General features: G+C 73.6%; 21 protein-coding genes and 1 pseudogene. 7 read left to right on the forward strand and 15 right to left on the reverse strand.

What is annotated here, in order from left to right:
• Window positions 1–241: 241 nt before the first annotated feature.
• From A6F73_RS24650 to A6F73_RS24665, 4 genes are all read left to right on the forward strand, one after another.
• A complete protein-coding gene (locus A6F73_RS24650; RefSeq protein WP_279634961.1) occupies window positions 242–3,535 on the forward strand; it encodes an amino acid adenylation domain-containing protein in 3,294 nt (1,097 codons plus the stop codon).
• Window positions 3,532–4,287: a leucyl/phenylalanyl-tRNA--protein transferase gene (locus A6F73_RS24655; protein ID WP_063349787.1), complete on the forward strand. Its 756-nt coding sequence runs from the start codon at window positions 3,532–3,534 to the stop codon at window positions 4,285–4,287. Before A6F73_RS24650 ends, A6F73_RS24655 begins: the two co-directional genes overlap by 4 nt.
• Window positions 4,288–4,354: 67 nt before the next feature.
• Entirely contained in the window at window positions 4,355–5,881 is a 1,527-nt protein-coding gene (locus A6F73_RS24660; RefSeq protein ID WP_063349788.1) for a hypothetical protein, read from the forward strand.
• 206 nt (window positions 5,882–6,087) lie between these two features.
• Window positions 6,088–6,942 (forward strand): alpha/beta hydrolase, encoded by an 855-nt coding sequence (locus A6F73_RS24665; protein WP_063349789.1) that lies wholly within the window; start codon window positions 6,088–6,090, stop codon window positions 6,940–6,942.
• 90 nt (window positions 6,943–7,032) lie between these two features.
• Here A6F73_RS24665 and A6F73_RS24670 read toward each other — a convergent pair whose 3' ends face one another.
• Window positions 7,033–8,001, reverse strand: coding sequence for a hypothetical protein (locus tag A6F73_RS24670; protein WP_079135971.1), 969 nt, complete (start codon window positions 7,999–8,001; stop codon window positions 7,033–7,035).
• Between the two features lie 422 nt (window positions 8,002–8,423).
• On the opposite strand from A6F73_RS24670, the gene A6F73_RS24675 reads away from it, so the two are divergent.
• Window positions 8,424–9,767, forward strand: a complete 1,344-nt coding sequence (locus A6F73_RS24675) for a thioester domain-containing protein (protein WP_159398542.1) — start codon at window positions 8,424–8,426, stop codon at window positions 9,765–9,767.
• A gap of 90 nt (window positions 9,768–9,857) precedes the next feature.
• Complete coding sequence (locus A6F73_RS24680) at window positions 9,858–10,619, forward strand: serine hydrolase (RefSeq protein WP_063349791.1); 762 nt, start codon at window positions 9,858–9,860, stop codon at window positions 10,617–10,619.
• Between the two features lie 75 nt (window positions 10,620–10,694).
• Here the strand turns inward: A6F73_RS24680 and A6F73_RS24685 are convergent, their stop codons facing one another.
• From A6F73_RS24685 to A6F73_RS24710, 6 genes are all read right to left on the reverse strand, one after another.
• Window positions 10,695–11,828: an FAD-dependent monooxygenase gene (locus tag A6F73_RS24685; RefSeq protein ID WP_063349792.1), complete on the reverse strand. Its 1,134-nt coding sequence runs from the start codon at window positions 11,826–11,828 to the stop codon at window positions 10,695–10,697.
• A 39-nt stretch (window positions 11,829–11,867) separates the two neighbouring features.
• On the reverse strand, window positions 11,868–12,470 hold the full coding sequence (locus A6F73_RS24690) for an ATP/GTP-binding protein (RefSeq protein WP_063349793.1): 603 nt from the start codon (window positions 12,468–12,470) through the stop codon (window positions 11,868–11,870).
• Window positions 12,471–12,473: 3 nt separating this feature from the next.
• Window positions 12,474–12,839, reverse strand: coding sequence for a DUF742 domain-containing protein (locus A6F73_RS24695; RefSeq protein WP_079136345.1), 366 nt, complete (start codon window positions 12,837–12,839; stop codon window positions 12,474–12,476).
• Between the two features lie 116 nt (window positions 12,840–12,955).
• Window positions 12,956–13,411 (reverse strand): roadblock/LC7 domain-containing protein, encoded by a 456-nt coding sequence (locus A6F73_RS24700; protein ID WP_063349794.1) that lies wholly within the window; start codon window positions 13,409–13,411, stop codon window positions 12,956–12,958.
• The gene (locus tag A6F73_RS44130) at window positions 13,408–16,566 is read right to left on the reverse strand and encodes a nitrate- and nitrite sensing domain-containing protein (RefSeq protein WP_063349795.1); all 3,159 of its coding nucleotides are present in this window, start codon (window positions 16,564–16,566) and stop codon (window positions 13,408–13,410) included. The genes A6F73_RS24700 and A6F73_RS44130 overlap by 4 nt, the downstream gene beginning before the upstream one ends.
• A gap of 243 nt (window positions 16,567–16,809) precedes the next feature.
• On the reverse strand, window positions 16,810–17,502 hold the full coding sequence (locus A6F73_RS24710) for an FCD domain-containing protein (RefSeq protein WP_063349796.1): 693 nt from the start codon (window positions 17,500–17,502) through the stop codon (window positions 16,810–16,812).
• Between the two features lie 262 nt (window positions 17,503–17,764).
• Between A6F73_RS24710 and A6F73_RS24715 the strand changes: the two genes are divergently transcribed.
• Window positions 17,765–19,396, forward strand: a complete 1,632-nt coding sequence (locus A6F73_RS24715; RefSeq protein WP_079136347.1) for a 2-isopropylmalate synthase — start codon at window positions 17,765–17,767, stop codon at window positions 19,394–19,396.
• 134 nt (window positions 19,397–19,530) lie between these two features.
• Here the strand turns inward: A6F73_RS24715 and A6F73_RS24720 are convergent, their stop codons facing one another.
• From A6F73_RS24720 to A6F73_RS24750, 8 genes and pseudogenes are all read right to left on the reverse strand, one after another.
• Complete coding sequence (locus A6F73_RS24720; protein WP_063349798.1) at window positions 19,531–20,310, reverse strand: VOC family protein; 780 nt, start codon at window positions 20,308–20,310, stop codon at window positions 19,531–19,533.
• Between the two features lie 117 nt (window positions 20,311–20,427).
• The gene (locus A6F73_RS24725) at window positions 20,428–20,868 is read right to left on the reverse strand and encodes a hypothetical protein (protein WP_063349799.1); all 441 of its coding nucleotides are present in this window, start codon (window positions 20,866–20,868) and stop codon (window positions 20,428–20,430) included.
• Window positions 20,869–20,947: 79 nt separating this feature from the next.
• Complete coding sequence (locus A6F73_RS24730; protein ID WP_063349800.1) at window positions 20,948–21,187, reverse strand: hypothetical protein; 240 nt, start codon at window positions 21,185–21,187, stop codon at window positions 20,948–20,950.
• 130 nt (window positions 21,188–21,317) lie between these two features.
• Window positions 21,318–21,875, reverse strand: coding sequence for a DUF5753 domain-containing protein (locus tag A6F73_RS24735; protein ID WP_347878565.1), 558 nt, complete (start codon window positions 21,873–21,875; stop codon window positions 21,318–21,320).
• Between the two features lie 81 nt (window positions 21,876–21,956).
• Window positions 21,957–22,166: pseudogene (locus A6F73_RS44415) on the reverse strand (helix-turn-helix transcriptional regulator); the annotation flags it as partial.
• A gap of 31 nt (window positions 22,167–22,197) precedes the next feature.
• Window positions 22,198–22,722 carry a DUF6879 family protein gene (locus A6F73_RS24740; RefSeq protein WP_063349802.1) on the reverse strand — a complete coding sequence of 175 codons (525 nt, stop codon included), beginning with the start codon at window positions 22,720–22,722 and terminating at the stop codon, window positions 22,198–22,200.
• A complete protein-coding gene (locus A6F73_RS24745) occupies window positions 22,703–22,936 on the reverse strand; it encodes a hypothetical protein (RefSeq protein ID WP_063349803.1) in 234 nt (77 codons plus the stop codon). The genes A6F73_RS24740 and A6F73_RS24745 overlap by 20 nt, the downstream gene beginning before the upstream one ends.
• Window positions 22,937–23,041: 105 nt before the next feature.
• A complete protein-coding gene (locus A6F73_RS24750) occupies window positions 23,042–24,217 on the reverse strand; it encodes an epoxide hydrolase family protein (RefSeq protein WP_208869113.1) in 1,176 nt (391 codons plus the stop codon).
• Window positions 24,218–24,241 lie beyond the last annotated feature (24 nt).

The following is a 24,241-nucleotide window of genomic DNA, read 5'->3' on the forward strand; positions in this document are numbered from 1 at the left end:
ACCCGGCCGGTGGGACGGGGGAGTTCGGGCGAGGACGGGTCTCGGCGGTCGCGGGGTCGTCTCGTCCCGGGCTGACGGGCACACGGCAGCGTCGCGTCCGGTCGGGTTGCGATCGGACGTTCGTCCTGTGCCCTGAGTGCGTATAGTCGGAAATGTCGCACCTCCCAGGAAACTGCCGCCACAGCACGAGGTCAAGCCGGTGGACGACGCAGCAGACAGCGCACAGGGCGTACGAACGGATGTGAACTCCGGGCGTCACGCCGTGGTTCGCAACGACAGCGGTCAGTACGCGATCTGGCCTGGCGACTTGACCGTGCCGGGCGGCTGGCACCTGGTGTATGGGCCGGCCGGCCGCGACGACTGCCGGGCCCACGTGGCCCGCGAATGGCGCCCGCCCGGGCTCGGCTTCGCCGGGCTCGGCTCCCCCGGGGAGCGCGGCCGCGGGCGGGCCGCGGGCGGCGGCGGCACCGTGCACGGACTGCTGCGCTCCCGCGCCGCGCAGCACCCGGACGCGGTCGCCGTCGCCGCAGACGACGCCACGCTGAGCTACCGCGAACTGGACCGGCGCAGCGACCGCCTGGCGCGGGCGCTGCGGGCCCGCGGGGTCGGCCCCGAGGAGGTGGTGCCGGTCTGCCTCGAACGCGGCGCGGGCCTGGTCGTCGCCTGGCTCGGCGTACTGAAGGCGGGCGCGGCGCTGCTGCCGCTGGACCCGGCGTACCCGGCGCGGCGCCTGGCCCGGCTGGTCGAGGACAGCGGGGCGCGGGTGGCGGTCACCGAGGGCGGGGCGCTGCCGGGCGTCGAGCCGCTGCCGGTGGACGGCGTGGACGGCGTGGACGGTGCGGGCGGGCCCGACGGCGCCGGTGAGCCCGACGGTGCCGGGCCCGACGACCTCGCCTACCTGATCTACACCTCCGGCACCACCGGCACCCCCAAGGGCGTCCCCGTCACCCACCGCGCCCTGGTGTTCACCCTCGACCGGGTCGTCCACGCCTACGGCCTCGCCCCCGGCGAACGCGTGCTGCAACTCGCCGCGCTCGGCTTCGACACCGCACTGGAGCAGGTCTTCGCGACCCTGCTCGCCGGGGCCACCCTCGTCCTCGGCGGCGGCCGCACCTGGGCGCCCACCGAACTCGTCCACCGGATGCGCGGACTCGGCCTCGCCGTCGCCGACCTCACCCCCGCCTACTGGCACCACGTGCTCACGCTGCTCCCGTCCGGCGGGCCCGGCCCGGAGGGGCTGCGGCTGGTCGTCGTCGGCGGGGACGTCGTGCACGCCGACGACTGCCGCAGCTGCCTGGACCGGCTGCCCGGCGTCCGGCTGGTCAACGCCTACGGGGTCACCGAGGCCGCCGTCACCTCCACGCTCTGCGAGGTCACCCCCGCCCTGCTGGACGCCGGCGGCCCGGGCGGCCCGGCCGCGCCGGTGCCGATCGGCCGACCGCTGCCCGGCGTGCGGGTGCACGTCCTGGACGCCCGGCTGTCCCCCGTACGGCCCGGCGAGAGGGGCGAGATCCACCTCGGCGGGCCCGGCCTCGCCCGGGGCTACTGGCGCGCCCCCGTGGCGACCGCCGAGGCCTTCGTCCCCGACCCGTACGCGCCGGTGCCCGGCGAGCGGATGTACCGCACCGGCGACGCCGGGCGCTGGCGGGCCGACGGGCAGCTGGAGATCCTCGGCCGCTTCGACGACCAGGTGAAGGTGCTCGGCCACCGCGTCGACCCCGCCGAGATCGAGGCCGCCCTCGCCGCCCACCCCGACGTCCGGCAGGCCCGGGTCGCCGCCGACGGCGGCGACCCCGACGGCGGCCGCGCGCTCACCGCCTACTACACGCTCGCCGACCACGCCGACGCCGCGGCCGGTGCCGGGGCCCGCCGCGACCGGCTCCGCGCCTACCTGGCCGAACGGCTGCCGGAGTACATGCTCCCGGCCGCCTTCGTGGCGCTGGACCGCATGCCGCTCACCCCGGCCGGAAAGGTCGATCGCCGCCGGCTGCCGCACGCCGAGCCGCGCACCCCGGGCCGGGCCGACGCGGGCGGCACCGGGGCGGCGGGCGGCGGGGGAGCCGGCGAGGACGCCATCGGGCAGCTGTGGGCCGAACTGCTCGGCGTCGAGGACGTCGGCCCCGCCGACGACTTCTTCGCGCTCGGCGGCAACTCGCTGCTGGCCATGGAGATGCTCGCCCGCGCCCGGATCATGCTCGGCCTCGACGTCACCCGCGTCCGCGCCCTCACCCGCGCCCTGCTGCGCGACGCCACCCTGCGCGCCTTCGCGGCCGCCGTCCAGGCCGCCCGCACCGCCCGCGCCGGCCCCAGCCCCGGCCCCGGCGAGGCCGCCGTCGACTGGGCCGCCGAGGCCCGGCTCGCCCACCCCGTCCAGCAGTCCTGGAGCCCGGCGCCCAGCCGCGCCGAACCCGCCGAGATCCTGCTCACCGGCGCCACCGGCTTCTGCGGCGCCCACCTGCTGCACACCCTGCTCGCCACCACCCGGGCCCGGATCCACTGCCTGGTCCGCGCCCCCGACGAGGAGCACGCGCTGGAACGCCTGCGCGCCGCCCAGCAGCGCTTCCTGCGGCACGACCTCACCGACACCCGGGTGGTGCCGCTGGTCGGCGACCTCGCCGCACCCCGACTCGGACTGACGCAGCGTCAGTTCGACGGGCTGGCCGGGAGTCTGGACGCAGTCCACCACCTCGGCGGGCAGGTCAACTTCCTCTACCCGTACCACCAGCTGCGCGCGCCCAACGTCGGCGGCACCCGCGAGATCATCCGCCTCGCCGGGCTCAGTCGGGGCGTACCCGTGCACTACCTGTCCACCCTCGCCGTGCTGGCCGGCTTCGGCGCGGCCGGCGTCCGCGAGGTCACCGAACGGACCCCGCTCGCCCACCCCGACCGGCTCGGCGTCGGCTACGTCGAGAGCAAGTGGGTCGCCGAACAAGTGCTGCACGAGGCGGCCGCCGCCGGGCTCCCGGTCACCGTGCTGCGCACCAACGACGTCACCGGCGACCTCGCCACCGGCGTGATGAACACCGGCACCGAGATCTGCGCGCTCATCGCGTACCTGGCGGACAGCGGCACCTGCCCGGACGTGCTGCTGCCGCTCGACTTCGTCCCGGCCGACCGCTTCGCGCGCGCCGTCGCCCACATCGCCGCCCACGCCCCCGCCGACGGCGAGGTCTACCACCTCACCTCGCCGCGCCCCGCCGACCTCGCCGACCTCGCCGAACGGCTCCGGGCCCGGGGCCACCCGATCGCCGAACTCCCGTACGGTGACTGGGTGCAGGGCCTGGTCCGGTTCGCCGCCGGGCAACCCGCCCACCCCGTCACGCCGTTCGTCCCGCTGTTCGTCGACCGCGCCCCCGGATCGGCGCTGTCGATCAGCGAGCTGTACTTCCGGCCCGTCTTCCCGCTGTTCGACCGCGCCAACACCAATGCCGCGCTCGCCGGCAGCGGGATCGACCTGCCCGCCGTCGACGCCGGCCTGCTCGACCACTACCTGGACCGGCTGGCGGCGGAGGGCTTCCTCGGGCCGCCGGCATGAGCCCCTTCGACGGGCTGGACGTCCAACGCGGGCCCGGGGACGGGCCGGTGGCGTTCGGCGCCGGTCTCGGCGCGCCGGACTTGCTGGCGGCGTACCGCCGCGGCCTGTTCCCGATGCCCGCGGCGGACGAGTACGCCGGCGCCTACAACGAGGCGCGCTACGAACAGGCCGTCGAGGCGGGCGAGGTGATGCTGCTGCCCGGCGGGGACGACCCGTACGCGCTGGCCTGGTGGTCGCCCGACCCCCGGCCCGTCCTGCCGCCCGACGGCGTCCGGCTCGGCAGCCGCCTCGCCCGGCGGCTGCGCCACCGGCCGCAGTGGTGGACCAGCGCCGACCGGGCCTTCGGCGAGGTGCTGGCCCGCTGCGCCGAGGGCCGCCAACCAGCCTGGCTGACGGGTGAGTTGCGGGCCGCACTGGAGCAGCTGCATGTGCTCGGGGCCGCCCACAGCGGCGAGGTGTGGGAGGGCGAGGAACTGATCGGCGGGGTGTTCGGCGTCGCCGCCGGGCCCGTCCTCAGCCTCGACTCGATGTTCCACCGCCGCCCCGACGCCGCCCGCGTCGCCGTCGCCGACCTCGGGGCGCGCTTCGGCGCGGCCGGCGGGCGGCTGCTCGACGCCCAGTGGGACAGTCCGCACATCCGCAGCCTCGGCGCCGAGCCGGTACCCCGCTCCCGGTACCTGGCCGAGCTGGCGGCGGACGCCGTGGTGGGCCCGCTGCCGGGAGCTCCGCTGCCCGTGGCCCGGCTGGTCTGACCTGCGCCTTTTACCCTGCTTGGCCTGTCTTCGACAAACTTATTCCCCGTCAGTAACATGACGCCGCGTGTTCAAAAGCTCCATAGGCAGGGCCCTCGGCCCCGCCCTCCTCACCCTCGCCCTCGCCGGGGTCGCCGCCTGCGGGCCGACCACCTCCGGCACTCCGCAGGCCGCCGCCGGCACCACCGAAGCGGCCGTCACCACCGGCACGACCACGACCACGGCCGCCGCCGGCGGCCAGGCCCCGACAGCCCCGGCCGCCGGCACCCCGCGCGCCCGGGCCGCCGCCGCCCCGACCACCGCGGCCGCCACCGCACGGCCGACCGGTGCCGCCGGCGCCGCCGGTGCGCCGGTCACCGCCGCCCCGGCCGGCGACCGGCAGGCCGCCGTCGCCGCCCCCGCCAAGGACGGCGGCGCGGCCACCCCCGCCGGGCAGAACCTCCAGCTCACCGCTTACGACCCGGCGGGCGGCACGGCCGTCCTCTCGGCGCCACCGGCCGCCGGGCCCACCGCGACCGCCGGCGCGACGCCGACCCCCGCCCCCGCCGTCCAGCCCGGGCAGCTCATCGCCAGCCCGCCCACCGCCGCCGCGCCCCAGGGCGCGCTGGTCGCCGTCACCGGCGTCCGCCCCGGCGCGGGCGCCAGCCTCAACCTGACCACCCGCCCCGCCACCCTCGCCGAACTCCTCGGCGGCACCGAGGCCGACGGCCAGGTGCCCGTCGACCCGCACGGCATCACCGTCACCCCGCTGGTCAAGGACCTCAAGGCCGTCGTCGGTGCGGACGGCGGCGGCGTGAAGGCCGACGCCTCCGGCACCCTGGAGGTCGACGTCAAGGCCCCCGTCCCGCTGCCCGACGGCGCGAGCGTGGACGCCTCCGGCTCCCTCCAGCTGCACCCGGCCGTCCACTTCGCCTACCACGGCGCCGCCGCCGGCAGCCCGCGCACGGCCTCCATCGGCTTCGACCTCGGCGCCCACGCCCAGTGGAAGGTCACCGGCGACGTCGCGCGCAGCACGGGCGCCGCGCCCGTCCGGCTGCCCTTCGCCACGTTGCAGGCCAGCCCGGTTCTCACCGTCGCCGGACTGCCCGTCGTGGTCAACCTGAAGCTCACCTGCTACCTGGAGGTCAGCGCCGACGGCCAGGTCCACCTGGAGGCCGAACAGGAGGCCACCGGCACCTGGGCCGTCCGCGCCGACTACACCGGCGGCAAGGGCTGGACCCCGACCACCGACGCCGACACCAAGGTCTCCCCGATCCGGGTGCGCCTCACCGGCAAGGCCGGCGTGCGGGCCGCGCTCGGCGCCGAGGTCTCCGTCGGCCTCTACGACACCGTCGGCGTCCAGACCACCGTCGCCCCCTACCTGCGGGCCCAGGCCGAGGGCTCACTGACCGTCGACTCCTCCGGCAACCCGCCGCAGGCCCAGGGCAGTTGGTCGCTGGTTGGCGGCGTCGACCTGACTGGCTCGCTGCTCGCCCACCTCAAGGTCTTCGGCACCCCGGTCATCGAGGGCACGTACCCGCTGCCGCCGTTCCACCGCGAATGGCCCCTGGCGGCGGGCTCCGCGGCCCTGCCGTCCCCGCGCCCGAGCAGCTGACCCGGGCGCGCCCCGGGCTCGGGGTCCGGTTACTGCTCGGGCGGTACGCCGGGCAGCGGTGCTACTGCTCCTGACGTACTTCTGACGTACCGGCAGTTCGTGTCCCAGGGCGATGATCCGGTGCCGGCGCGCTGGAAGGCTGACGCGCAGGAAGTCGGCCTGACCGACTTCCTGCGCATCCGCACCCATCACCGCCAGGAGACCGCATGACCACCCCCAAGGCCCTGCGCCGCGTCGCGGCCGCGGGCCTCGCCCTGACCGCCTGCCTCGCCACGGCGCCCGCCGCCACGGCCGCCGCCGCCGAGCGCGACGACGGCCCCGCGAGCGCCGCAGCCGGACTCGACCGCTACCACCACCAGCGCCTCGACTGGCGCAGCTGCGTCCTGGGCCCCGACGACGAGGTGGGCCGCGTCGTCGCGGCGGCCGAGCGGGAGCCGCTCACCGTCGGCACCGCCCCCGACGACTTCCGGCTCGACGGCAGCCAGGTGCCCGCCCTGCTGTTCGCCGGGCTCGCGAGCGACCTCGACCCGGCGCGGGCGGGCCTCGCCGAGCAACTGTCCGTCCTGGCCAAGGCCGCCGACGGGCAGCCCACCCGGGTGTCGCCCGGCTTCGCCGCCTTCCTGCGGGAGGCGTTCACCAGCGCGGGTTCGGCCACCGGCAGCGTGCAGACCGCCATCCTGTGCGGGGACGTGGCCGCCCCGCGCGACCCCGAGCGGTACTGGCGCGACATCGAGCGCGGCCGCGCCGCCCACCCGCTGTTCAGCCCGATGACCGAGAACATCACCCCGTGCGCGTTCTGGGACGCCCCGCGCGAGGAGCCGACCCAGGTCCGGCGCGACACCGCGGCCCTGCTCGTGGCCGCCAGCGGCGACCCGCGCACCCCGTACCGGGGCAGCGTCGCCCTGCACGGCATGCTGCCCAGCTCCCGGCTGGTCACCCTCGACGGCGCCTTCCAGCACACCGGCTTCGGCGTCTACGGCAACGCCTGCGTCGACGACTCGGTGAACACCTACCTGGCCACCGGCCGCCTCCCGGGCAAGGACCGCACCTGCGCCAAGTAGGCCTCGCGGGCCTTCCGGCCTTCCGGCCTTCCCGGACGGGCCGACGTCCCTGAACGGGACGGAGGCACCTGGCCCTTCCCCGCCCGCCGGTCAGATCCAGTTCCGGTCGCGGGCCGCCAGCGCGGCCTGGAACCGGTTCGGCGCACCGAGCCGGCGCATCAGCGCCGCGACGTGGCCGCGGTAGGTGCGCAGCGACATGTCCAGGGCGCGTGCCCCTGCCTCGTCCTTGTCGACGCCGGCCATGGTCCGCAGGACCGCCCGCTCGATCTCGCTCGGCAGCCCCTCCCCGACGCCGCAGGACTGCGACCAGCGGCGCTCGAACAGGGCCAGCAGGTGCGACAGCAGGCCGGGCTGGCGGATGACCAGGGCGCCCCGGGTGATGTCGTGCGGGTCGGTCGCGACCAGGGCGGTCCGCCGGTCGAAGATCACCATCCGTTCGAGCGGGTCGGCCGTGCCGCGCACCTGGGCGCCCTGTTCGGTGAGTTCGGTCGCGAAACGGTTGATCCGGCGGCAGTCGAGCGCGCTGGAGTGCAGGATGGTCCGCATCCGCAGGCCCCGTCGCAGGTACTTCAGGTCGGAGGTGCGGACGGAGTCGAGTGCGGCGGAGATGATCGGCCCCGGGTGGGTGGTCAGTCGTTCCTCGCGGGCGAAGAACGACAACTCGTCGACGCAGGCGATCACTTGGTCGATGCCATCGATGTACTGGAGGTCGCCGACCGGCCCCCGCAGCCCCGCCCGCTGGTCCTCCAGCAGGCCGTCCACCAGATGGCGCGCGGAGACGACCTGCCGGATCTCGTCCTGGAGCCCGTCGAGCCGGCGCCGGGCCAGTCGTTCGACGGCGGCTTTCGGGTCGACGCCGCTGAAGGCGTGGCGGTCGCCCGTGGCGATCGCCAGGCCCAGCTCCCGGAGTCGGGTGACGGCCGCCCCGGCGGTGTCGCGGTCGAGCCCGCAGCCGAGGGCGATCGGGGTCAGTCCGATGTCGGGCGAGCGCAGGAGCAGCCGGTAGACCGACTCCTCCTGGGCGTTCACGCCCAGTACCGCCAGTGCGTTGCCTTCCACGCGGATGCCCTCGGGGATGTCGAAGCGAAGACGGCGGCCCGGATCGGGCCGCCGCAGGACAGTGATCGTCTAACAGTCGCCGGGGGCTCCCCAGGGACCTTCGCCCCGAACGGACGGGACCAACGTCTCGGGGCCCGCAGGAAGTTGCACCTGGGGCGTGCAGGCAGTGCCGCCGGGATCGGGCCCCGGGCCGGCCCGGTCACCGGTAGGTTCGTTCGTGTCCGTAGGGACAAGCCCGACGGGGGACACCGCAGTTGCGGCTGTCGGGTGCAGGACGCCGGGCCGCCGGAGCGGGAGGGGGACTCCGGCGGCCCGGCCGCCCGGGTCCGCGCTTCGTACGGCGCGCCATAGGCCGGGCCTATGGCGCCATAGGGCGGCCACTCCCACCCGGTTCCGGAGCTCACATAGGAGAAGAAGCAGCAGTGAAGTGGACATGTGCGATCCGCGCGGCAGCCGTCGTGCTCTCGACCGCGGTGCTGGCGGTCGGCGGGCTCGCGCCGACGGGGGCGGCCGGATCGGGGGGCGGCTCCGGCGGTGCCTGCGCCGGGGTCGACACCGGTGTGACCGTGACGGGGGAATCCGACGTCATCCAGGGCCGTACCGTCGAGCTGAGCGATGACGAGGGCGACCGGATGTTCGGCGGGCTGTTCGAGATGGTGACCGATAAGGCGGTCCACCTGTCCGGATACTCGCTCGACGCCCGGTCCGAGCTGAAGGACGACGCGGTCTACCGCGAGACCGGCCCGTCCGAGGCGCCCCTGCTGAAGGGCGATCCCGAAGCGGGGAAGGTCAACTGGATCCTGCGCAACGGGTACCCGAGGGCCTCCGCGAGTGAGCTCGGCGCACTGGTCGGCGGCGAGCTCTCCGAGGCGGGGGCGGGCGGCGCGACCCAGGCCGCCATCTGGCGCATCACGAACCACGTCAAGGGGGTCCTCCCGGGCGACCCGGTCGCCACCAGGCTCGTGGACTACCTGGTGTCGCACGCCGAGGACGTCGAGGAGCCCGCCGCCCCGCTCGCCCTCGCCCCCGGTGCCGTGACCGGGGCCGCGGGATCTCCGCTCGGGCCGATCGCGGTCACCTCCACCGGCGGTCCGGTCGGCGCGTCCCTCGGCCCGGCGGCGGGCGCGGTCCTGACCGACCGTGCCGGAAACGTCCGCTCCGACGACTGCGGCTCCCTCACCGAGCCCGCCGCGAACGGCGACGCGCTCTTCGTGAGGGCCCCGGCCGGTGCACGGTCGGGCAGCGCGACCGTCTCGGCGACGGCGTCGCTCCCGGCCGTGGCGGGCCGGGCGCTCCTCAGCTCCGGCAGCAAGCCGCTGATCCTCGTGGGCGGTGGTCGGATTCCCGTCGGTGCGAGTGCGCGGGTGAGCTGGACGGCGGCGGACGCCTCGCCCTCGCCCACTGCCACCCCGAGCGCCACCCCGAGCGCCTCGGCGAGCGCGAGCGCGAGTCCGAGCGAGAGCGCGAGTCCGGGTACGGGTACGGGCCTCGGCGAGTCCGCCGCGTCGACCGCCTCGGGCAGCCCGAGCCCGAGCCCGACTACGAGCCCGAGCCCGACTACGAGCCCGAGCCCGACTACGAGCCCGAGCCCGACTACGAGCCCGAGCCCGACTACGAGCCCAAGTACGGCCCCCGGCGGGCCGCTCGCCTCCACCGGGGCGGGTGACGGCGTCCTGTTCGCCGCCGTGGTCGGCCTCGGGCTGCTGCTGGTGGGCGGTGGAGCGGTGCTGTTCCACGAGCGACGCCGCCGCCGCAACGGCGCCTGAGCGCGGTCGCGGGGAGCGGGACGTCGGAGCCGCCGACTTCCCGTTCCCCGCGCCCGCCCGGTTCGGCCCGATCTCCCCTACTCTTCCTCCATGCTGTCTGTGGTGGTGGCCCCCTGGGCGGGCGAGGCGGAGCCGGTGTTCGTGCGGGCGCCGGACGAACTGCATGATGCGGCGAGCACGATGAAGGTCGCGGTGTTGGCGGCGCTCGCCCGGGGCGGGGTGGATCTCGATGCCGAGGTGCCGGTGGTGAACCGGTTCGAGTCCGTGGTGGGCGGGGAGTTCGGCAACGATCCCGACTGGGACAGCGATCCGCTGCCGTGGGAGCTGCTGGGCACGCACGTGCCGCTGCGGCTGCTCGCCGAGCGGATGATCACGCACTCCTCCAACCTGGCCACCAACCTGTGCCTGGCCCGGGTCGACCGGGCGGCGGTGGCCGAGGCGTGGCGGCGGGCCGGGGCGACGCGCAGCGCGAGCCCGCGCGGGATCGAGGACTACGCGGCGCGCGACGCCGGGGTGCACAACCTGGTGAGCGCGCGGGACTTGGTGCGGCTGCTGCACTCCCTGGGCGGGGAGCCGGAGTTGCTGGCGCTGCTGGAGCGCAACGCGTTCCGGGTGGATCTGGCGGCGGGCCTGCCGCCGGACACCCGGATCGCCTTCAAGAACGGCTGGGTGCCGGGCGCCCGGCACAGCGTGGGCCTGGTCCACCCGCAGGACTGCCCGCCCTACCTGATCGCGGTCTGCTACACCGGCCCGCTGGCCTCGGGTGAGGACCGTACGGACCCGGCGGCCCGGCTGCTGGCCCGGGTCTCGGCGGCGGTGTGGCAGCGGCGGCACGAGCTCGCCGGCGCGTGAGCCGACGCGTGAGCCGGCGCGTGACCCGGCCGCCGGCCTGCTGCACGGGGCTGTGCAGCAGGCCGGACAGGGGCTTTAGTACGGCTGGACGAGGACGTGGGCGGCGCCGGGGATGCCGACCTTGAGGAGTTCGTCCTCCTCCGGGGTGGTGGGTGTGCCGGTCTCCTGCTTGAGGATGGCCCGGGAGAGCGCCTGGACCCACATGGCGCGGGGTCGGCGGCGCTCCTCCCAGGTGGCGAGCGCGGCGGGCACGGTCTCGGCGGTGTCCAGGCTCTGGGCGAGGACGAGGGCGTCCTCGACGGCCATCGCGGCGCCCTGGGCGAGGTGCGGGGTGGAGGCGTGGGCGGCGTCGCCGGCGAGCGCGATCCGGCCGACGTGCCAGGGCTCCTCGACGCTGACCTGGGAGATCCGGGAGTAGACCACGGCGGACGGGTCGGTGACCTGGGTGAGGGCCTCGGCGATCGGGCCGCCGAAGCCGGCCAGGCGTTCGGCGAGCTGCTCGTGGGCGTGCCCGGGGTCGGGCCGGAAGTCCTCGGCCTCGGCGAACACCGAGCCCAGGTACATGAGGTCGTCGCTGATCGGGGTGAGCAGCGCCTTGGCCTTGAGGTTGCCGGTGGACATCACCACGCCCTGGACCTCGGGCGAACGCGGCAGGGTGACGCGCCAGTTGGCGAAGCCGGTGTACTCGGGCGCGTACTTCTCCCCGTAGAGGCGCTTGCGCAGCGGGGAGCCGATGCCGTCGAAGCCGACGACGAGGTCGTAGCGGCCGCGGTGCCCGTCGGTGAGGGTGGCGTCGACGCCGTCGGCGTCCTCGGCGAGGTCGGCGATGGTGGTGCCGAAGCGCAGGGTGGCGCCGGCCCGGGTGGCGGCGGTGGCGAGTACCTGGGCGAGGGCGGGGCGGGGGATGCCGTTGTTGGAGGGGGCGTCGCCCATCCGGGGCTGCGGGATCTTGGCGAGGGTGGTGCCGGTCGGGTCGCAGATGGTCAGCACCTCCCATTCGAAGCCGGCGGCGAGGCAGTCGTCGAGGACGCCGATCTCGCGCATCACGTGGAGGGCGTTGGAGGGCTGGATGATGCCGACGCCGAGGGCTTCCAGCTGGTCGCGCAGTTCGGCGACGTCGACGTGGTGGCCGCGCTTGGCGAGGGCGGTGGCGAGGGTGAGCCCGCCGATGCCGCCGCCGTGGACGAGGACGCGCAGGGGTGAGGTCATGGGGTGGCTCCTGGGGAAGGGAGGTGGTTCAGCCGACGTTCAGCCGACGGGGGCGGCGGAGAGGTCCATCAGGTGGTCGACCAGGGCGAGCAGCAGGTCGCGTCCGAAGGCGCGTTCGCGGACGTCGCCGAGGAGCATCGGCACCTGCGGGTCCAGGTCGAGGGCGGCCCGGATCTCGTCGGGGGTGCGGGTGTTGTGGCTGTGGAAGCAGTTGATGGCGACGACGAAGGGGATGCCCCGGCTCTCGAAGAAGTCGATGGAGGCGAAGCTGGTGTCGAGCCGGCGGGTGTCGGCGATGACGATGCCGCCGAGGGCGCCGTTGACGAGGTCGTTCCACATGAACCAGAAGCGTTCCTGCCCGGGGGTGCCGAACAGGTAGACGACGAGGTCCGGGCTGACGGTGATCCGGCCGAAGTCGAGGGCGACGGTGGTGGTGTCCTTCTGGTCGACGCCGGACAGGTCGTCCACGCCGACGCTGGCCCGGGTCAGGTACTCCTCGGTGCGCAGCGGGGTGACCTCGCTGACGGAGCCGACGAGGGTGGTCTTGCCGACGCCGAAGCCGCCCGCGATGAGGATCTTGACGGCGGCCGGCGCGGTGGCGACGTCGGCGTCAGCGGCACTGCTGGGGTGGGGTGTTGCCATGGTTCAGAGTCTCCGGAGTCCTTCGCGAACGGCCGTGAGCAGGCCGAGGTCCACGCCTCCGGCGGCCCGGGCCACCGAGAGCGGTGCCCGGGCCCGCAGCAGGCCCTGGGCGACCAGGTCGCCCAGCAGGATCTTGGTGACCGAGACCGGGAGGTCCAGGCCGGCCGACACCTCGGCGACGGCGGCGGGCCGCCGGCAGTGGTCGAGGATCATCCGGTGCTCGGGCTGGAGGCCGCGGGCACCGGCGCGGCTGCCCCGCGCCAGGGCCCGGTCGGCCTCGTCCTCGACGGTGGTGAGCACGGTGATCAGGGTGAGGTCGTCGCGCTCGGGGGCGGTGCGGCCGCGGGTGATGGTGTACGGGCGCACCATGGCGCCCGACTCGTCCTCGGCGTCCTCGTCCGTCAGTTCGCTCCAGTGCGGGACCCCGCCGCGCTGCCCGTTCCCGTTCCCGCTACCGCTCCCGTTTCCGTACGGGCCCACCGGTGTCAGCTCCGGTTCCGGGCGGCGAAGGCGTCGAAGCCGGCGGGGGAGGCGGCGCCGGCCTCGGCCCGCACCGGGGTGGTCATCTTCTGGCCGACCTGCTGCACCAGGGTGTGCATGGCGACCGACATGACCTCGGCGTCGACCTCCTGGGAGGCGACGACGGCCAGGTGGGTGCCCTGGGCGGCGGCGATGATGAACAGCCAGCACTCGGCGAGTTCGACGATCACCTGGTGGACGGCCCCGCCGTCGAAGAGCTGGCCGACGCCGCGGGCGAGGCTCTGCTGGCCGGTGGCGACGGCGGCGAGGCGCTCGGCGTCGGCCCGTTCGATGGTGCGGGAGTGGCTGACGACCAGGCCGTCGTCGGAGAGCAGGACGGCGTTCCTGGTCCCGGGCACCGAGTCGACGAGTCCGTCCAGCAGCCAGTCCAGGTCCTGGTGGGTGGCGATCGTTCGGTTCATGACTGGTCATCCGTTCGTGTGGTTCGGGGGTCCGCGGCCGGCAGGGCCCAGGGGGAGGGGCCGGACGCGGGCGTCGGGGAGCCGGCGGGGGCGGTGGGGGGAGCCGGTGGGGTCACGGCCCCGGGCAGCGGGTGCTCGCCGCTGTCCTGGGCGCGGGCGGCACGGGACTGGCGCTGGAAGGCGCCGATCGTCGCACCGGAGCGCTTCGCCGGGCGCTGGAAGGGGCCGCCGGCGGGCTCGGTGCCCTGGGCGGCGGATTCGGCGCGGGGCCCGGCGGCGGGCTCGGCCCACTGCGGGCGGGGCGCCGGCGGGACGCGCAGTTCGGCGGCCAGGCTGGCCTGCCGGACGCGCTGGGGCAGCGGGGGCTGCTCGGTCTCGGTGGGGCTGAGCGGCACCGCGGAGGCGTACTCGCGGCGCTGACGCCGTTCGGCCAGCCGGTAGTGGTCGGCCGGGCGGTACTGCTCGTCGGCGTACGGGGCCTCGGCGTCGGTGACCCGGGCGTAGGCGATGTCCGGGTAGGCGGGCACGTCGTGCGAGGGCCGCTGGTCGGCCGGGGCGTCGGGGGCCGTGGAGCTGTGCTCGATCGGCTGCTCGGCGTACGGGGCGGGGAACGGGGCGGGGAACGGGGTGGGCTCGGCGGCGGGCGCGGCCTCGGGCTGGACGTACTCGACGTGGCCGAAGGCCTGGACGGGGGCGGTCAGCGGGTCGTGCGGGAACTGCTCGGTCTGCGGGAGCTGCTGGGTCTGCCCGAGCGGTTCGACGTGCCCGACCGGTTCGACGTACCCGAGCGGTTCGGCGTACCCGGGCTGCTCCACGTGCTGGGCCTGCCCGAAGGCCTCGACCTGCCCGAACGCCTCCACCGGCGGGAAGGACTCCACCGGCGGGAGGGGATCCACCGGCAGGAAGGAGTCGGCCGCGGCGAAGGTCTCCACGGGCGGGAGGGGCTCCGCCGGCGCGAAGGATTCTCCCGGCGGGAAGGAGTCCACGGGCGCGACCGGCGGCCCCGCCGGCGCCGGCGCCGGGGCCTCGTTGGAGGCGGTGAGCAGCGCCTTGCGGGAGCGCCGCACGAGCGGGATCGGTTCGACGGGGGCGTCGTCGGGCAGTCCGGCGTCGCCGTCGATGACGAGCTCGTCGGGGACGAGCACGACGACCCGGGTGCCGCCGAAGGCCGACGGCCGGAACTCGATCTTGAGTCCGTGGTGCGCGGCCAGCCGGGCGATGACGTAGAAGCCGAGGCGGACGTCGTCAGCCCGGGCGAGCACGTCGGTGCGGGGCGGGCGGCTCATCAGTTCGTTGGCGGCGTCGTACTGCTCGGGGTCCATGCCGAGGCCGCGGTCCTCGATCTCGACGGCGAGTCCGCGGCCGACCATGGCGGCCCGGACCTCGACCGGGGTGGGCGGCTTGGAGAAGGTGGTGGCGTTCTCCATCAGCTCGGCGAGCACGTGCGCGACCGGGCCGACGGCCCGCTCGGACAGCCACGGGTGGCCCTCGACGTCGATCATGATCCGGCGGTAGTCCTGCACCTCGCCCTGTGCGGCGCGCAGCACGTCCAGCAGCGGGACGGGCTTGCGCCAGCGCCGCTGCGGCTGGCCGCCGGCCATGATGACGAGGTTCTCCTCGTAGCGGCGCAGGCGGGCGGTGAGGTGGTCGAGGTCGAACAGGCCCTCCAGGACCTCCGGGTCCTCGTGCTTGCGCTCCAGCTCGTCGAGCTTGCGCAGCTGGCGGCCGATCAGCAGCTGGGTGCGGCGGGCGATGCGCTGGAGCAGCCGCTCGAAGCCGCGGTGCTGTTCGGCCTGCTTGACGGCGGCCTCGACGGCGGAGGCGCGGGCCAGGTTGAGGGCCTGGCCGAGGCGGGCGAGTTCGTCGGTGCCGTTGCCGTGCGGGCCGGCGGTGATGGTGCGGGTGTCGGTCTCGACGTCGACCTGCTCGCCGCGGCCGAGGCGTTCGACGACCTCGGGGAGGGTGCGCTCCATCTCCTCGGCCTGGGTCTGGAGCTCCTTGATGCGCCGGCGCAGCGAGCGGCTGAGCCGCCAGGAGGCGATGATCACCGCGACGACGGTGATCAGGCCGACGACGGTGGTCAGGACGACCGTGGTGAGGAGGGAGAGGATGGTGCCCTTGCCGACGTCGACGATGCCGCTGGTGCGGGTCTCGATGACCTTGACCAGCTGCGGGTTGAGCTGGTCGAGGGCCTGGCGCCACTGGTCCTGGGCGGCGGGGAGTCTGACGGTGCCGTTGGCCTCGGCGGCGGTGGGCTTGGTGAGCGACTGCTCGACGGCGGCCTTGGCCTGCCAGGCGGGGCTGTTCATCAGGTCGTGCCAGGCGGCGGACTCGCCGTCCGGGATGTACGGGACGACCTGGACGGCGAAGAGGTGCTCCTGCGCCCCGACGGACTGCTGGACCTGCTGGTAGTCGGTGACGGTGAGCCGCCCGGTGGGCCAGCCGCGGGCGAGGATGGCGTCCTCGCGGGCGAGCATCTCCTTGGCCCAGAAGGCGTTCACCAGGGTCTTGGAGATCCAGGTGACCTCGCCGGTGTCGACGTGGCTGAGTGCGGTGAACAGCCGCAGGTCGACGGCGATCAGGTCGGTGTAGTACGTGTAGAGGGTCTGCTGGTCGATCGAGCCGTGGTCGACGGCGGCGCGCTGTTCGGCGAGCTTGCCCATCGCCTGGCGGGCCTCGGTGACGGCGGTGCGAACCTCTTCGGGGGCGCTGTCGGCGGTCTCGCCGGAGAGGACCTGGAACTGGCGGACCGCGTCGTCGGTCTGCTGGCGCTGGCGGCGCAGCTGGTCGGTGTTGCCGCCGGGCCGGGCGAGAGCCTCGGCGCTGAGCCGGCGTTCTTCCTGGAGGCTGTAGTAGACGATGTTGGACGGCTGGCCGGCCTTCTGGGCGAGCAGGCCCTGGGCGGCCTGGCGCTGGAAGGCGAAGACGGTCTCGCCGCTGGTGACCGCCCACAGGGCGGCCAGGGCGATGCTGGGGACGACGGCGAGGACGAGCAGCGCCGTCCGCAGTGACAGGCGCGGACGCCTGCGGGGGGCCTTCGGCGTCGGGGGCCGCCGATTCGCACGCGCGCGCAGAGCAGTCTCCTTGGGGATGGCGGCCGGCCTGAGCGGGGCGGGCCGTCCGGGGCACGGGCTTGACGAGGCGATACTAGTCATACCGTGTGATTGGAGTGAAAGTGCGTTCGCCGCCTGGACCGTGGTCACACACGCTCCGGACACAATGTCATCTGACGGTTGATCGTACGTGCTCGAAGCATCCCAGTTCGGAGCGGGTTGACGAGGCGTCGGCCGCCGGAGCGGGCGGCCGGGTGGCCGCTGTGTGAAAACTGTGTGCCCGCGCTCCGGATATCCGCCCGGCCGGTCGGTCGGTGGCCCGGGTGCCCTCCCGGCCCGCCCCGCTCAGTCGGCCAGCAGGCGCGACCGGGTGGCCTCCAGCTCGGCCGCCAGCACCTGCCCGGCCTCCTCGGGATCGCCCCGGTGCAGCGCCCCGACGAGGTCCGCGTGCGACGCGTAGCCGTGGTTCGGGTCCCCGCTGCGCAGCCCCAGCACCCCCACCAGGGCCACCAGGTGCTCCCTCAGGACCGGCGCGAACTGGGCGAACAGATCGTCCAGCACCGGATTGTGCGCGGCCGCCACCACGGCGGTGTGCAGCGCGATGTCGGCGTCCACGAAGGCCGTGTCGTCCGCGCCGCCCGCCGCCAGCCGGGTGGCCAGCGCCGCGTCCACGGCGGTGAGGTCCGCCTCCGTGCGGCGCGCGGCCGCGAGCCGGGCCGCCTGCACCTCGACCATGGTGCGCACCTCGTAGACGTGCGCCAGCTCGGCCCGGCGCAGCCGGGTCGGCCAGTCCAGGGCGGGCCGGTCCGCCGTCACGAACACGCCCGACCCCTGCCGGCTCTGCACCATCCCGGCGCCGGTCAGCGCGCGCAGCGCCTCCCGGACGGTCGAGCGCCCGACGCCCAGTTCCTTCGCCAGGGTCACCTCGCCCGGCAGCTTCCCGCCCACCGGCCAGTGTCCGGCGGTGATCTGCTCCTCCAGGCGTCGGGTGGCCTGGTCGACGAGGGGGGAGCGGTGGAGGGGGCCGAGCGGGGACATTCGCGTTCACCTGTCAGCTTGTCTGAGGACTTGGTTCGTGGTTAGTCTACCCGGCATGCAGCCGTGGAGTCTCCCTCTGGGTGGCCTTCTTCTTGGTGGCCGCAGCGGGGCGTGACCGGACCGGCACCCCGCTGCGGGGCGCCGTCCTGCCGGTCCACCGGTACCTCCGTAAGGACTCATCGTGCGATTCCCGACCCTGCGTACCCCCGCCGGCCCCGTCCCGGTCACCGCCCCCGCCTGGAACCCGCAGCGCCCGGGTGCCATGCCCTCCCACCGCTACCGGCCCGCCCACGAGCGCGTGCACGTCCCCGCACTGATGCGGCGCTGGCCCGGCCGACGGATCGGCCACGCCCCGCTGTGGGTCCCCGTCGACCTGCGCGACGGCAACCAGGCACTGGCCGAACCCATGGACCCGGCACGCAAACAGCGGATGTTCGACCTGCTCCTGGCCATGGGCTTCAAGGAGATCGAGGTCGGCTACCCCTCCGCCAGCCGCACCGACTTCGACTTCGTCCGGCAACTGGCCACCGTGCCCGGCGCGGTGCCCGAGGACGTCACCATCGTCGTCTTCACGGCGGCGCGCGCCGACCTGATCGACCGCACCTTCGAGGCCGTCGAAGGCCTGCCCCGCGTCGTCGTCCACCTCTACACCGCCACCGCCCCGCTCTGGCGCGAGGTCGTCCTCGGGCGCGACCGGCACGAACTGCGGGCCCTGATCACCGAGGCCGCCACCCACCTGGCACGGCGGGCCGACGGCCGGCCCGGGGTGCGCTTCCAGTTCTCGCCCGAGGTGTTCAACCTGACCGAACCGGACTACGTCCTGGAGGTCTGCAACGGCCTCACCGAACTGTGGGACGCCAGCCCCGACCGGCCCGTCGTCCACAACCTGCCCGCCACCGTCGAGATCGCCACCCCCAACGTCTACGCCGACCAGATCGAGTACCTGCACCGGCACCTGGAGCGCCGCGAGTCGGTGATCCTCTCCGTCCACCCGCACAACGACCGGGGGACGGGCGTCGCCTGCGCCGAACTGGCCGTGCTGGCCGGCGCCCAGCGGGTGGAGGGATGCCTGTTCGGCAACGGCGAGCGGACGGGCAACGTCGACCTGGTCACGCTGGCGCTCAACCTGCACACCCAGGGCGTCGACCCGATGCTCGACTTCTCCGACCTCGACGAGATCCGCCGCACCGTCGAGCACTGCAACCGGCTGCCCGTGCACGAGCGCCACCCCTACGCGGGGGACCTGGTGCACACCGCCTTCTCCGGCACCCACCAGGACGCCATCAAGAAGGGCTTCGCCCACCACGCCAAGGTGGCGGCGGAGTCCGGCGTCCCGGCGCGCGAGGCGCCCTGGTCGGTGCCGTACCTGCCGATCGACCCGGCCGACCTCGGCCGCGACTACGAGGCGGTCATCCGGGTCAACAGCCAGTCCGGCAAGGGCGGCATCGCCTACCTGCTCCAGACCGGGCACGGGCTGGAACTGCCGAGGCGGCTCCAGATCGAGTTCTCCCGGGTCGTGCAGGAGGCCACCGACGACAGCGGGCGGGAGGTGACGGCGGAGGAACTGTACGGGCTCTTCCGCGCGGAGTACCTGGACGCGGCGCCGGACTGGCCGTGGCAGGCCGGCGACGACTGGGCGGAGGTGGACGGCCGGCGCGGCGAGGGCGCCGGGCCGCTCGACGCGGTGGCCGACGCGCTGCGGGTCGACATCCTGCACTTCAGCGAGCACGCCGTCGGGGCGGGTGCGGGCTCCAGCTCCGGTACCGACGCCGTCGCCTACGTCGAGGCCCGGGTCGGCGGACAGGTGGTCTGGGGCGCCGGGCGGGACGGCTCGGTGCTCACGGCAGGCGTGCGGGCGGTGCTCAGCGCCGTCGGCCGCGCGCAGCGGGGGTGACGAACGGGGCGCCGTCGGCCGTCGTACTGTCGGCTGTCGCGCCGGAGTGACCCGTACGGGCGGGAGTTGTACGGACGGAAGTCGGACGGAGACGGCCCACCGCGACACCGTGCGTGGTGGGCCGTGCCGTCCACCTACATCGGTTTCGGTGCGATCACCGCGAACGGCGCGCCCTGCGGGTCGGTCACCACCGACATCCGGCCCGCCACCATGTCGAACGGCGGGGCGAGGACGGTGCCGCGGTGCTTGACCAGGGCGTCCACGGTGGAGTCGACGTCGTCCACCGCGAAGTACGTCAGCCAGTGCGCGGGCGTGCCGGGCGGGTCGTTGGCGAGCAGCGAGACCCCGCCGACGGCCCGGCCGCCGACCCGCAGCTCCCAGTACTGCTCGGCGCCCTGCGCCGGCTGGATCTCGATGCCGAACGCCTCGCCGTAGAAGGCGGTGGCGCCGGGCACGTCGCTGGTGTGCAGCTCGTTCCAGATCAGCGCGCCGCTCTCGTTGACGACCCGGGCGCCGAAGAACTCGCCCGGTTGCCAGACGCCGAACACCGCGCCCTGCGGGTCGGCGGCGATCAGCATCCTGCCGAGCTCGCCGACGTCCATCGCCGGGACCAGCAGGGTGCCGCCCGCGCCGACGATCGCGTCCTGGGTGGCCTGGGCGTCGGTGGTGGACAGGTAGCTGGTCCACACGGTCGGCGGGGTGGGCATCCCCTCCGGTGCCATCGCCGGGCCGATCCCGGCGGACGGCTTGCCGTTCAGCTCGCAGACCGCGTACCCGCCGAACTCGGCCGGGCCGACCTGCCCCTGCCAGCCGAACAGGTCGCGGTAGAAGTCCAGTGCCGCCTGCTGGTCCTGCGCCATCAGATCGACCCAGCACGGGGTGCCGGTCGCGTACGGAGTGGTGACTTCGGGCATTCTCGCTCCTTCAGGTGAGGTCCTGCGTCGGTCACCCTCTCGTCGCGGATCGCGCTCCGCCACTCGACACGCTGTCACGACCCGCCGAGCGGCTGGCGGTTAGCCGGGCGGCGCCGGTCAGCGCCGTCGAAGCGGGCAGGGCGGGGGCGTTTCGGAGGTGGGGCTGAACGTCCGGGGGCACGCCACGGCGGCGACCGACCGGAGCTGCTGTCCGGGTGTCCAGTACGTCCACACCACGTCGTGCGGGAACGTGTCGAGGAACGCCAGGGCGTGATCGAGCCGGGTGAACGCGGGAAGGTCGGCCTCCGAGGCGGGGGAGTCGGCGAGCTGCTTGCCCAGCCAGTCGAGCACCTCGGCCGGGTCGTTGGTGGTGAGCCTGATCTGCGCCGCCGACTTGGCGAGCCAGTGCATGACCTCCAACGGCGGTACCGGGCTGCCCCATTCGGGCCGCGAGCCGTTCTGCGGTCCCGGCGGCCGCCGCTCGGCGTCATCGGGCCGCTTGCCGCCCGCCCACACGTAGCAGTGCCAGTGGAGGCCGGGCCTGTTCCAGTGATCCATGCGCGCTCTACCCTGGGTGTGAGGCGGGCCCCGTTCCCAGTTGCGTTGGGAACGGGGCCCGCTGGTGCGAGGTCGTACGTCAGGCGGAGGTCGTGAAGCGGTCCGGGTCGATACCGGCGGAACTCAACTCCACGGTGGTGAAGCGCAGTTCCCGCCCCGGCGCCTTGGTGTCACCCATCACCCACAACCCGCCGGCCACCCCCGGCACCTCCCGCAGGGTCACGCACGACTCCCCGTCGTCACCCCCGCCCTGGTTCCCGCCACACGCCTTGTAGGCGGCGAGTCCGGCCGGGATCTCGATCTCGTACAGGTCGCTCACTGCACTGCCTTCCTGTTCGATGTTGAAGGGAGGCGGCCCCCAACCGGCATTGACCGATGAGGTGCCGTCAGATCGACAGTAGGAAGCCATGAGTGCCGCGGTCCACGAAGTTGCACTCGGTTGCACCGGTTCACCCGAGGGAGTCGACGGCCCTGGTGATGCACGCGCGTGCTGCCGCACCCCGATCGGCGAGTTTCGCCAGCTCGGCGAACGCCCTGTGGTAGGTACCGATTTCGCTCGGCGTCGAGATGTTGATTTCCGCCGTCAAGGTTTCCACGGCGACCAGGTCTTCATCGAAGGCGTAGAACGCTTCAAGTGGCCAAACCGAACGACGCACGCCGAAGGGGATGATTCCGAAGGATACGTTCGGCTGTGCCATCACCGACAGGAGATGACCGAGCTGGCCCGCCATCGCGGCATCGTCGGCCACTCGGTAATACAAGACCGATTCCTCGACCAGAATCGCGAACCGCTGCCCTGCGTTGCGGATGACACTCGATCGCTCGATCCTGGCCTGGACGGCTTGGTCGACGTCGTCAGGTGTCCCTTGGAACTCCGTGATGGAGCGCAAAAGGCCGGATGCGTATTCGGCGGTTTGCAGCATCCCCGGCACGACATTGGACGCGTAGACGCGGAAGTGTCGGGTTCGCTGGTATAGCGGAACCGTTTTTTCGTGGATCTTCCGCATGCCGTCACGGTGAATCTGCTGCCACTGTATGTACATGGAATCAGCGGAACGCGAGGCGGCTATGAGGTCTGCCGCCTGGTCATCGACGCCACAGGCGGCACACCATGCGCGAATGTCGGCGTCCGATGGTGGAGTCACGCCTCGCGAGATCCGAGATGACTTTGACTTGTGCCATCCACAACGAGCGGCTAGTTCATCCCCTGTGAGCCCGGCGTCCTTCTTCATCGCGTCCAGGCGCGCGGCTAGCGCCGCACGCACGGACTTCGCGCTGGAGAGCGGATTGGAGGACATGAACTAGCCGATCGGGTTTCTGTGCGGGGAGCTAGACGGCGAACTTCTCGTGAGGGACCCCGGACTCCCAGATCGCTTCGAAAGCCGAAGCACACAGCGCTACCATCGCGGCGTCTTCCGTCTGATCCGTGTGGACCCATCGGCCGGCACCATCGAAAATGTTGAACTGAACGAGTCGACCGTCGAAGATCCAGCAGTCATTGCCGGGAAGAGCGATTCCGGACGCGCTGCGTCTGGGGAGCCAGCGGATATCTTCGCCAGCGGCAATGTTGGTGAAAGTGCCGGAGTGCTCGAAGCGGATGTAATCGCTCACCGGTTCCGAGACCACGCGGGCGCGGCGAATCGCGACGCCTTGGCCGGTGACTTCCTGTACCAGATCGAGCCAAGGTCGCCACCAGGACTCGCGGTTGTCGGGATCGAGCCTCTTCCCGTGGCGCCACGCGGCGAACCCCTCGGTTTCGCTCTCCACCGAGTACCAGTCTCGCATCTCAAGGTGCAGCGCCGAATGACGTGCGGATTTGATCAGATCGGCGAAGCTAGAGAGCGTCTGTGTCACCAAGGGCCTCCCTGAGAAGTGGAATCATGCGCCGGGGCAGCCGGATGACGGTCTCGTGCTCGGGAATCGGCCCGGCCTTCAGGCACTCGACTTCCGTCGCCTCGTCCGCTTTCCAGCCCTGAATCACCAGCTCTGCTCGTTCCTCGTCCACCCACACGGAGGGACACCCGTGGTCCCCGGACTCGGGGTCCTTGCCGACGAACCGTAGCTTCATAACCGCCTCCGCTGTCGAGTCAGTTGCGCCCAGTTGCAACGACCTTGGGCCCCGCCCGGGTGTGGAGTCAAGGGCGCATCGGGGCGCAGTGGAGGCGGACGCAACTCAGACCCCGCTCCAACCATCCGCCAAGGAGCGGAAGAAGGTCCGGATGTCGGCGACCAGCAGGTCGGGCTGTTCCAGGGCGGCGAAGTGGCCGCCGTGGTCGAACTCGGTCCAGTGCACGATGTTGTCGATGCGTTCGGCGAAGGCGCGGACCGGGAGGGTGATGTCGTGGGGGAAGACGGCCATGCCGGTGGGGACGGGGGAGGGGGTGGATTCGGTCCAGCCGTTGCGGGCCGACTCCTTGTACAGCCGTGCGGAGGAGCCGGCGGTGGCGGTGAGCCAGTACAGCATCACGTTGGTGAGGAGGTGGTCCCGGGGCACGGCGTCTTCGGGGAGGCCGCTGTCGCAGTCCGTCCATTCGCGGAACTTCTCGATGATCCAGGCGAGTTGGCCGACCGGTGAGTCGGTGAGCGCGTAGCCGATGGTGTGCGGGCGGGTCGCTTGGACGGCGGTGTAGCCGGAGGTTTCGGCCTGGTGGCGGGCCCAGGTGTCGAGCCGTTCGCGGTCGAGGGTGTCGAGGACGGCCGGGTCGCCGGTGGGGAAGGTGGGGGAGGTGTTGACGTGCACGCCGATGACCCGGGTGGGGGCGGCGAGGCCGAGTTCGCGGGAGATGCCGGAGCCCCAGTCGCCGCCCTGGGCGCCGTAGCGCGGGTAGCCGAGGCGGTCCATCAGTTCGGCCCAGGCGCGCGCCACGCGCCGGTAGTCCCAGTCGAGTTGGCTGGTCGGTCCGGAGAAGCCGTAGCCCGGGATGGAGGGCGCGACCACGTGGAAGGCGTCGCGCGGGTCGCCGCCGTGGGCGCGGGGGTCGGTGAGCGGGCCCAGGATGTCCAGGAATTCGGCCACCGAGCCGGGCCAGCCGTGCGTGATGATCAGCGGGGTGGCGTCGGGTTCGGGTGAACGGACGTGCAGGAAGTGCACGTTGGCGCCGTCGATGGTGGTGGTGTACTGCGGGAAGGCGTTGAGCCTGGCCTCGTGTGCGCGCCAGTCGTAGCCGGTCCGCCAGTACTCGGCCAGGTCCTGGAGGTAGGGGAGTGGGACGCCGTAGTCCCAGTCGGCGCCGGGCAGTTGGTCGGGCCAGCGGGTGCGGGCGAGGCGGTCGCGCAGGTCGTCGAGTTGGTGCTGTTCGATGGCGATGCGGTAGGGGCGGATGGCGGTCTCGGCGGTCTCGGCGGTCATGGCGGGGCCTTTCAAGCTCGGGGA

This window comes from Streptomyces sp. MJM8645, from assembly GCF_001625365.1.
Taxonomy (GTDB): Bacteria; Actinomycetota; Actinomycetes; order Streptomycetales; family Streptomycetaceae; genus Kitasatospora.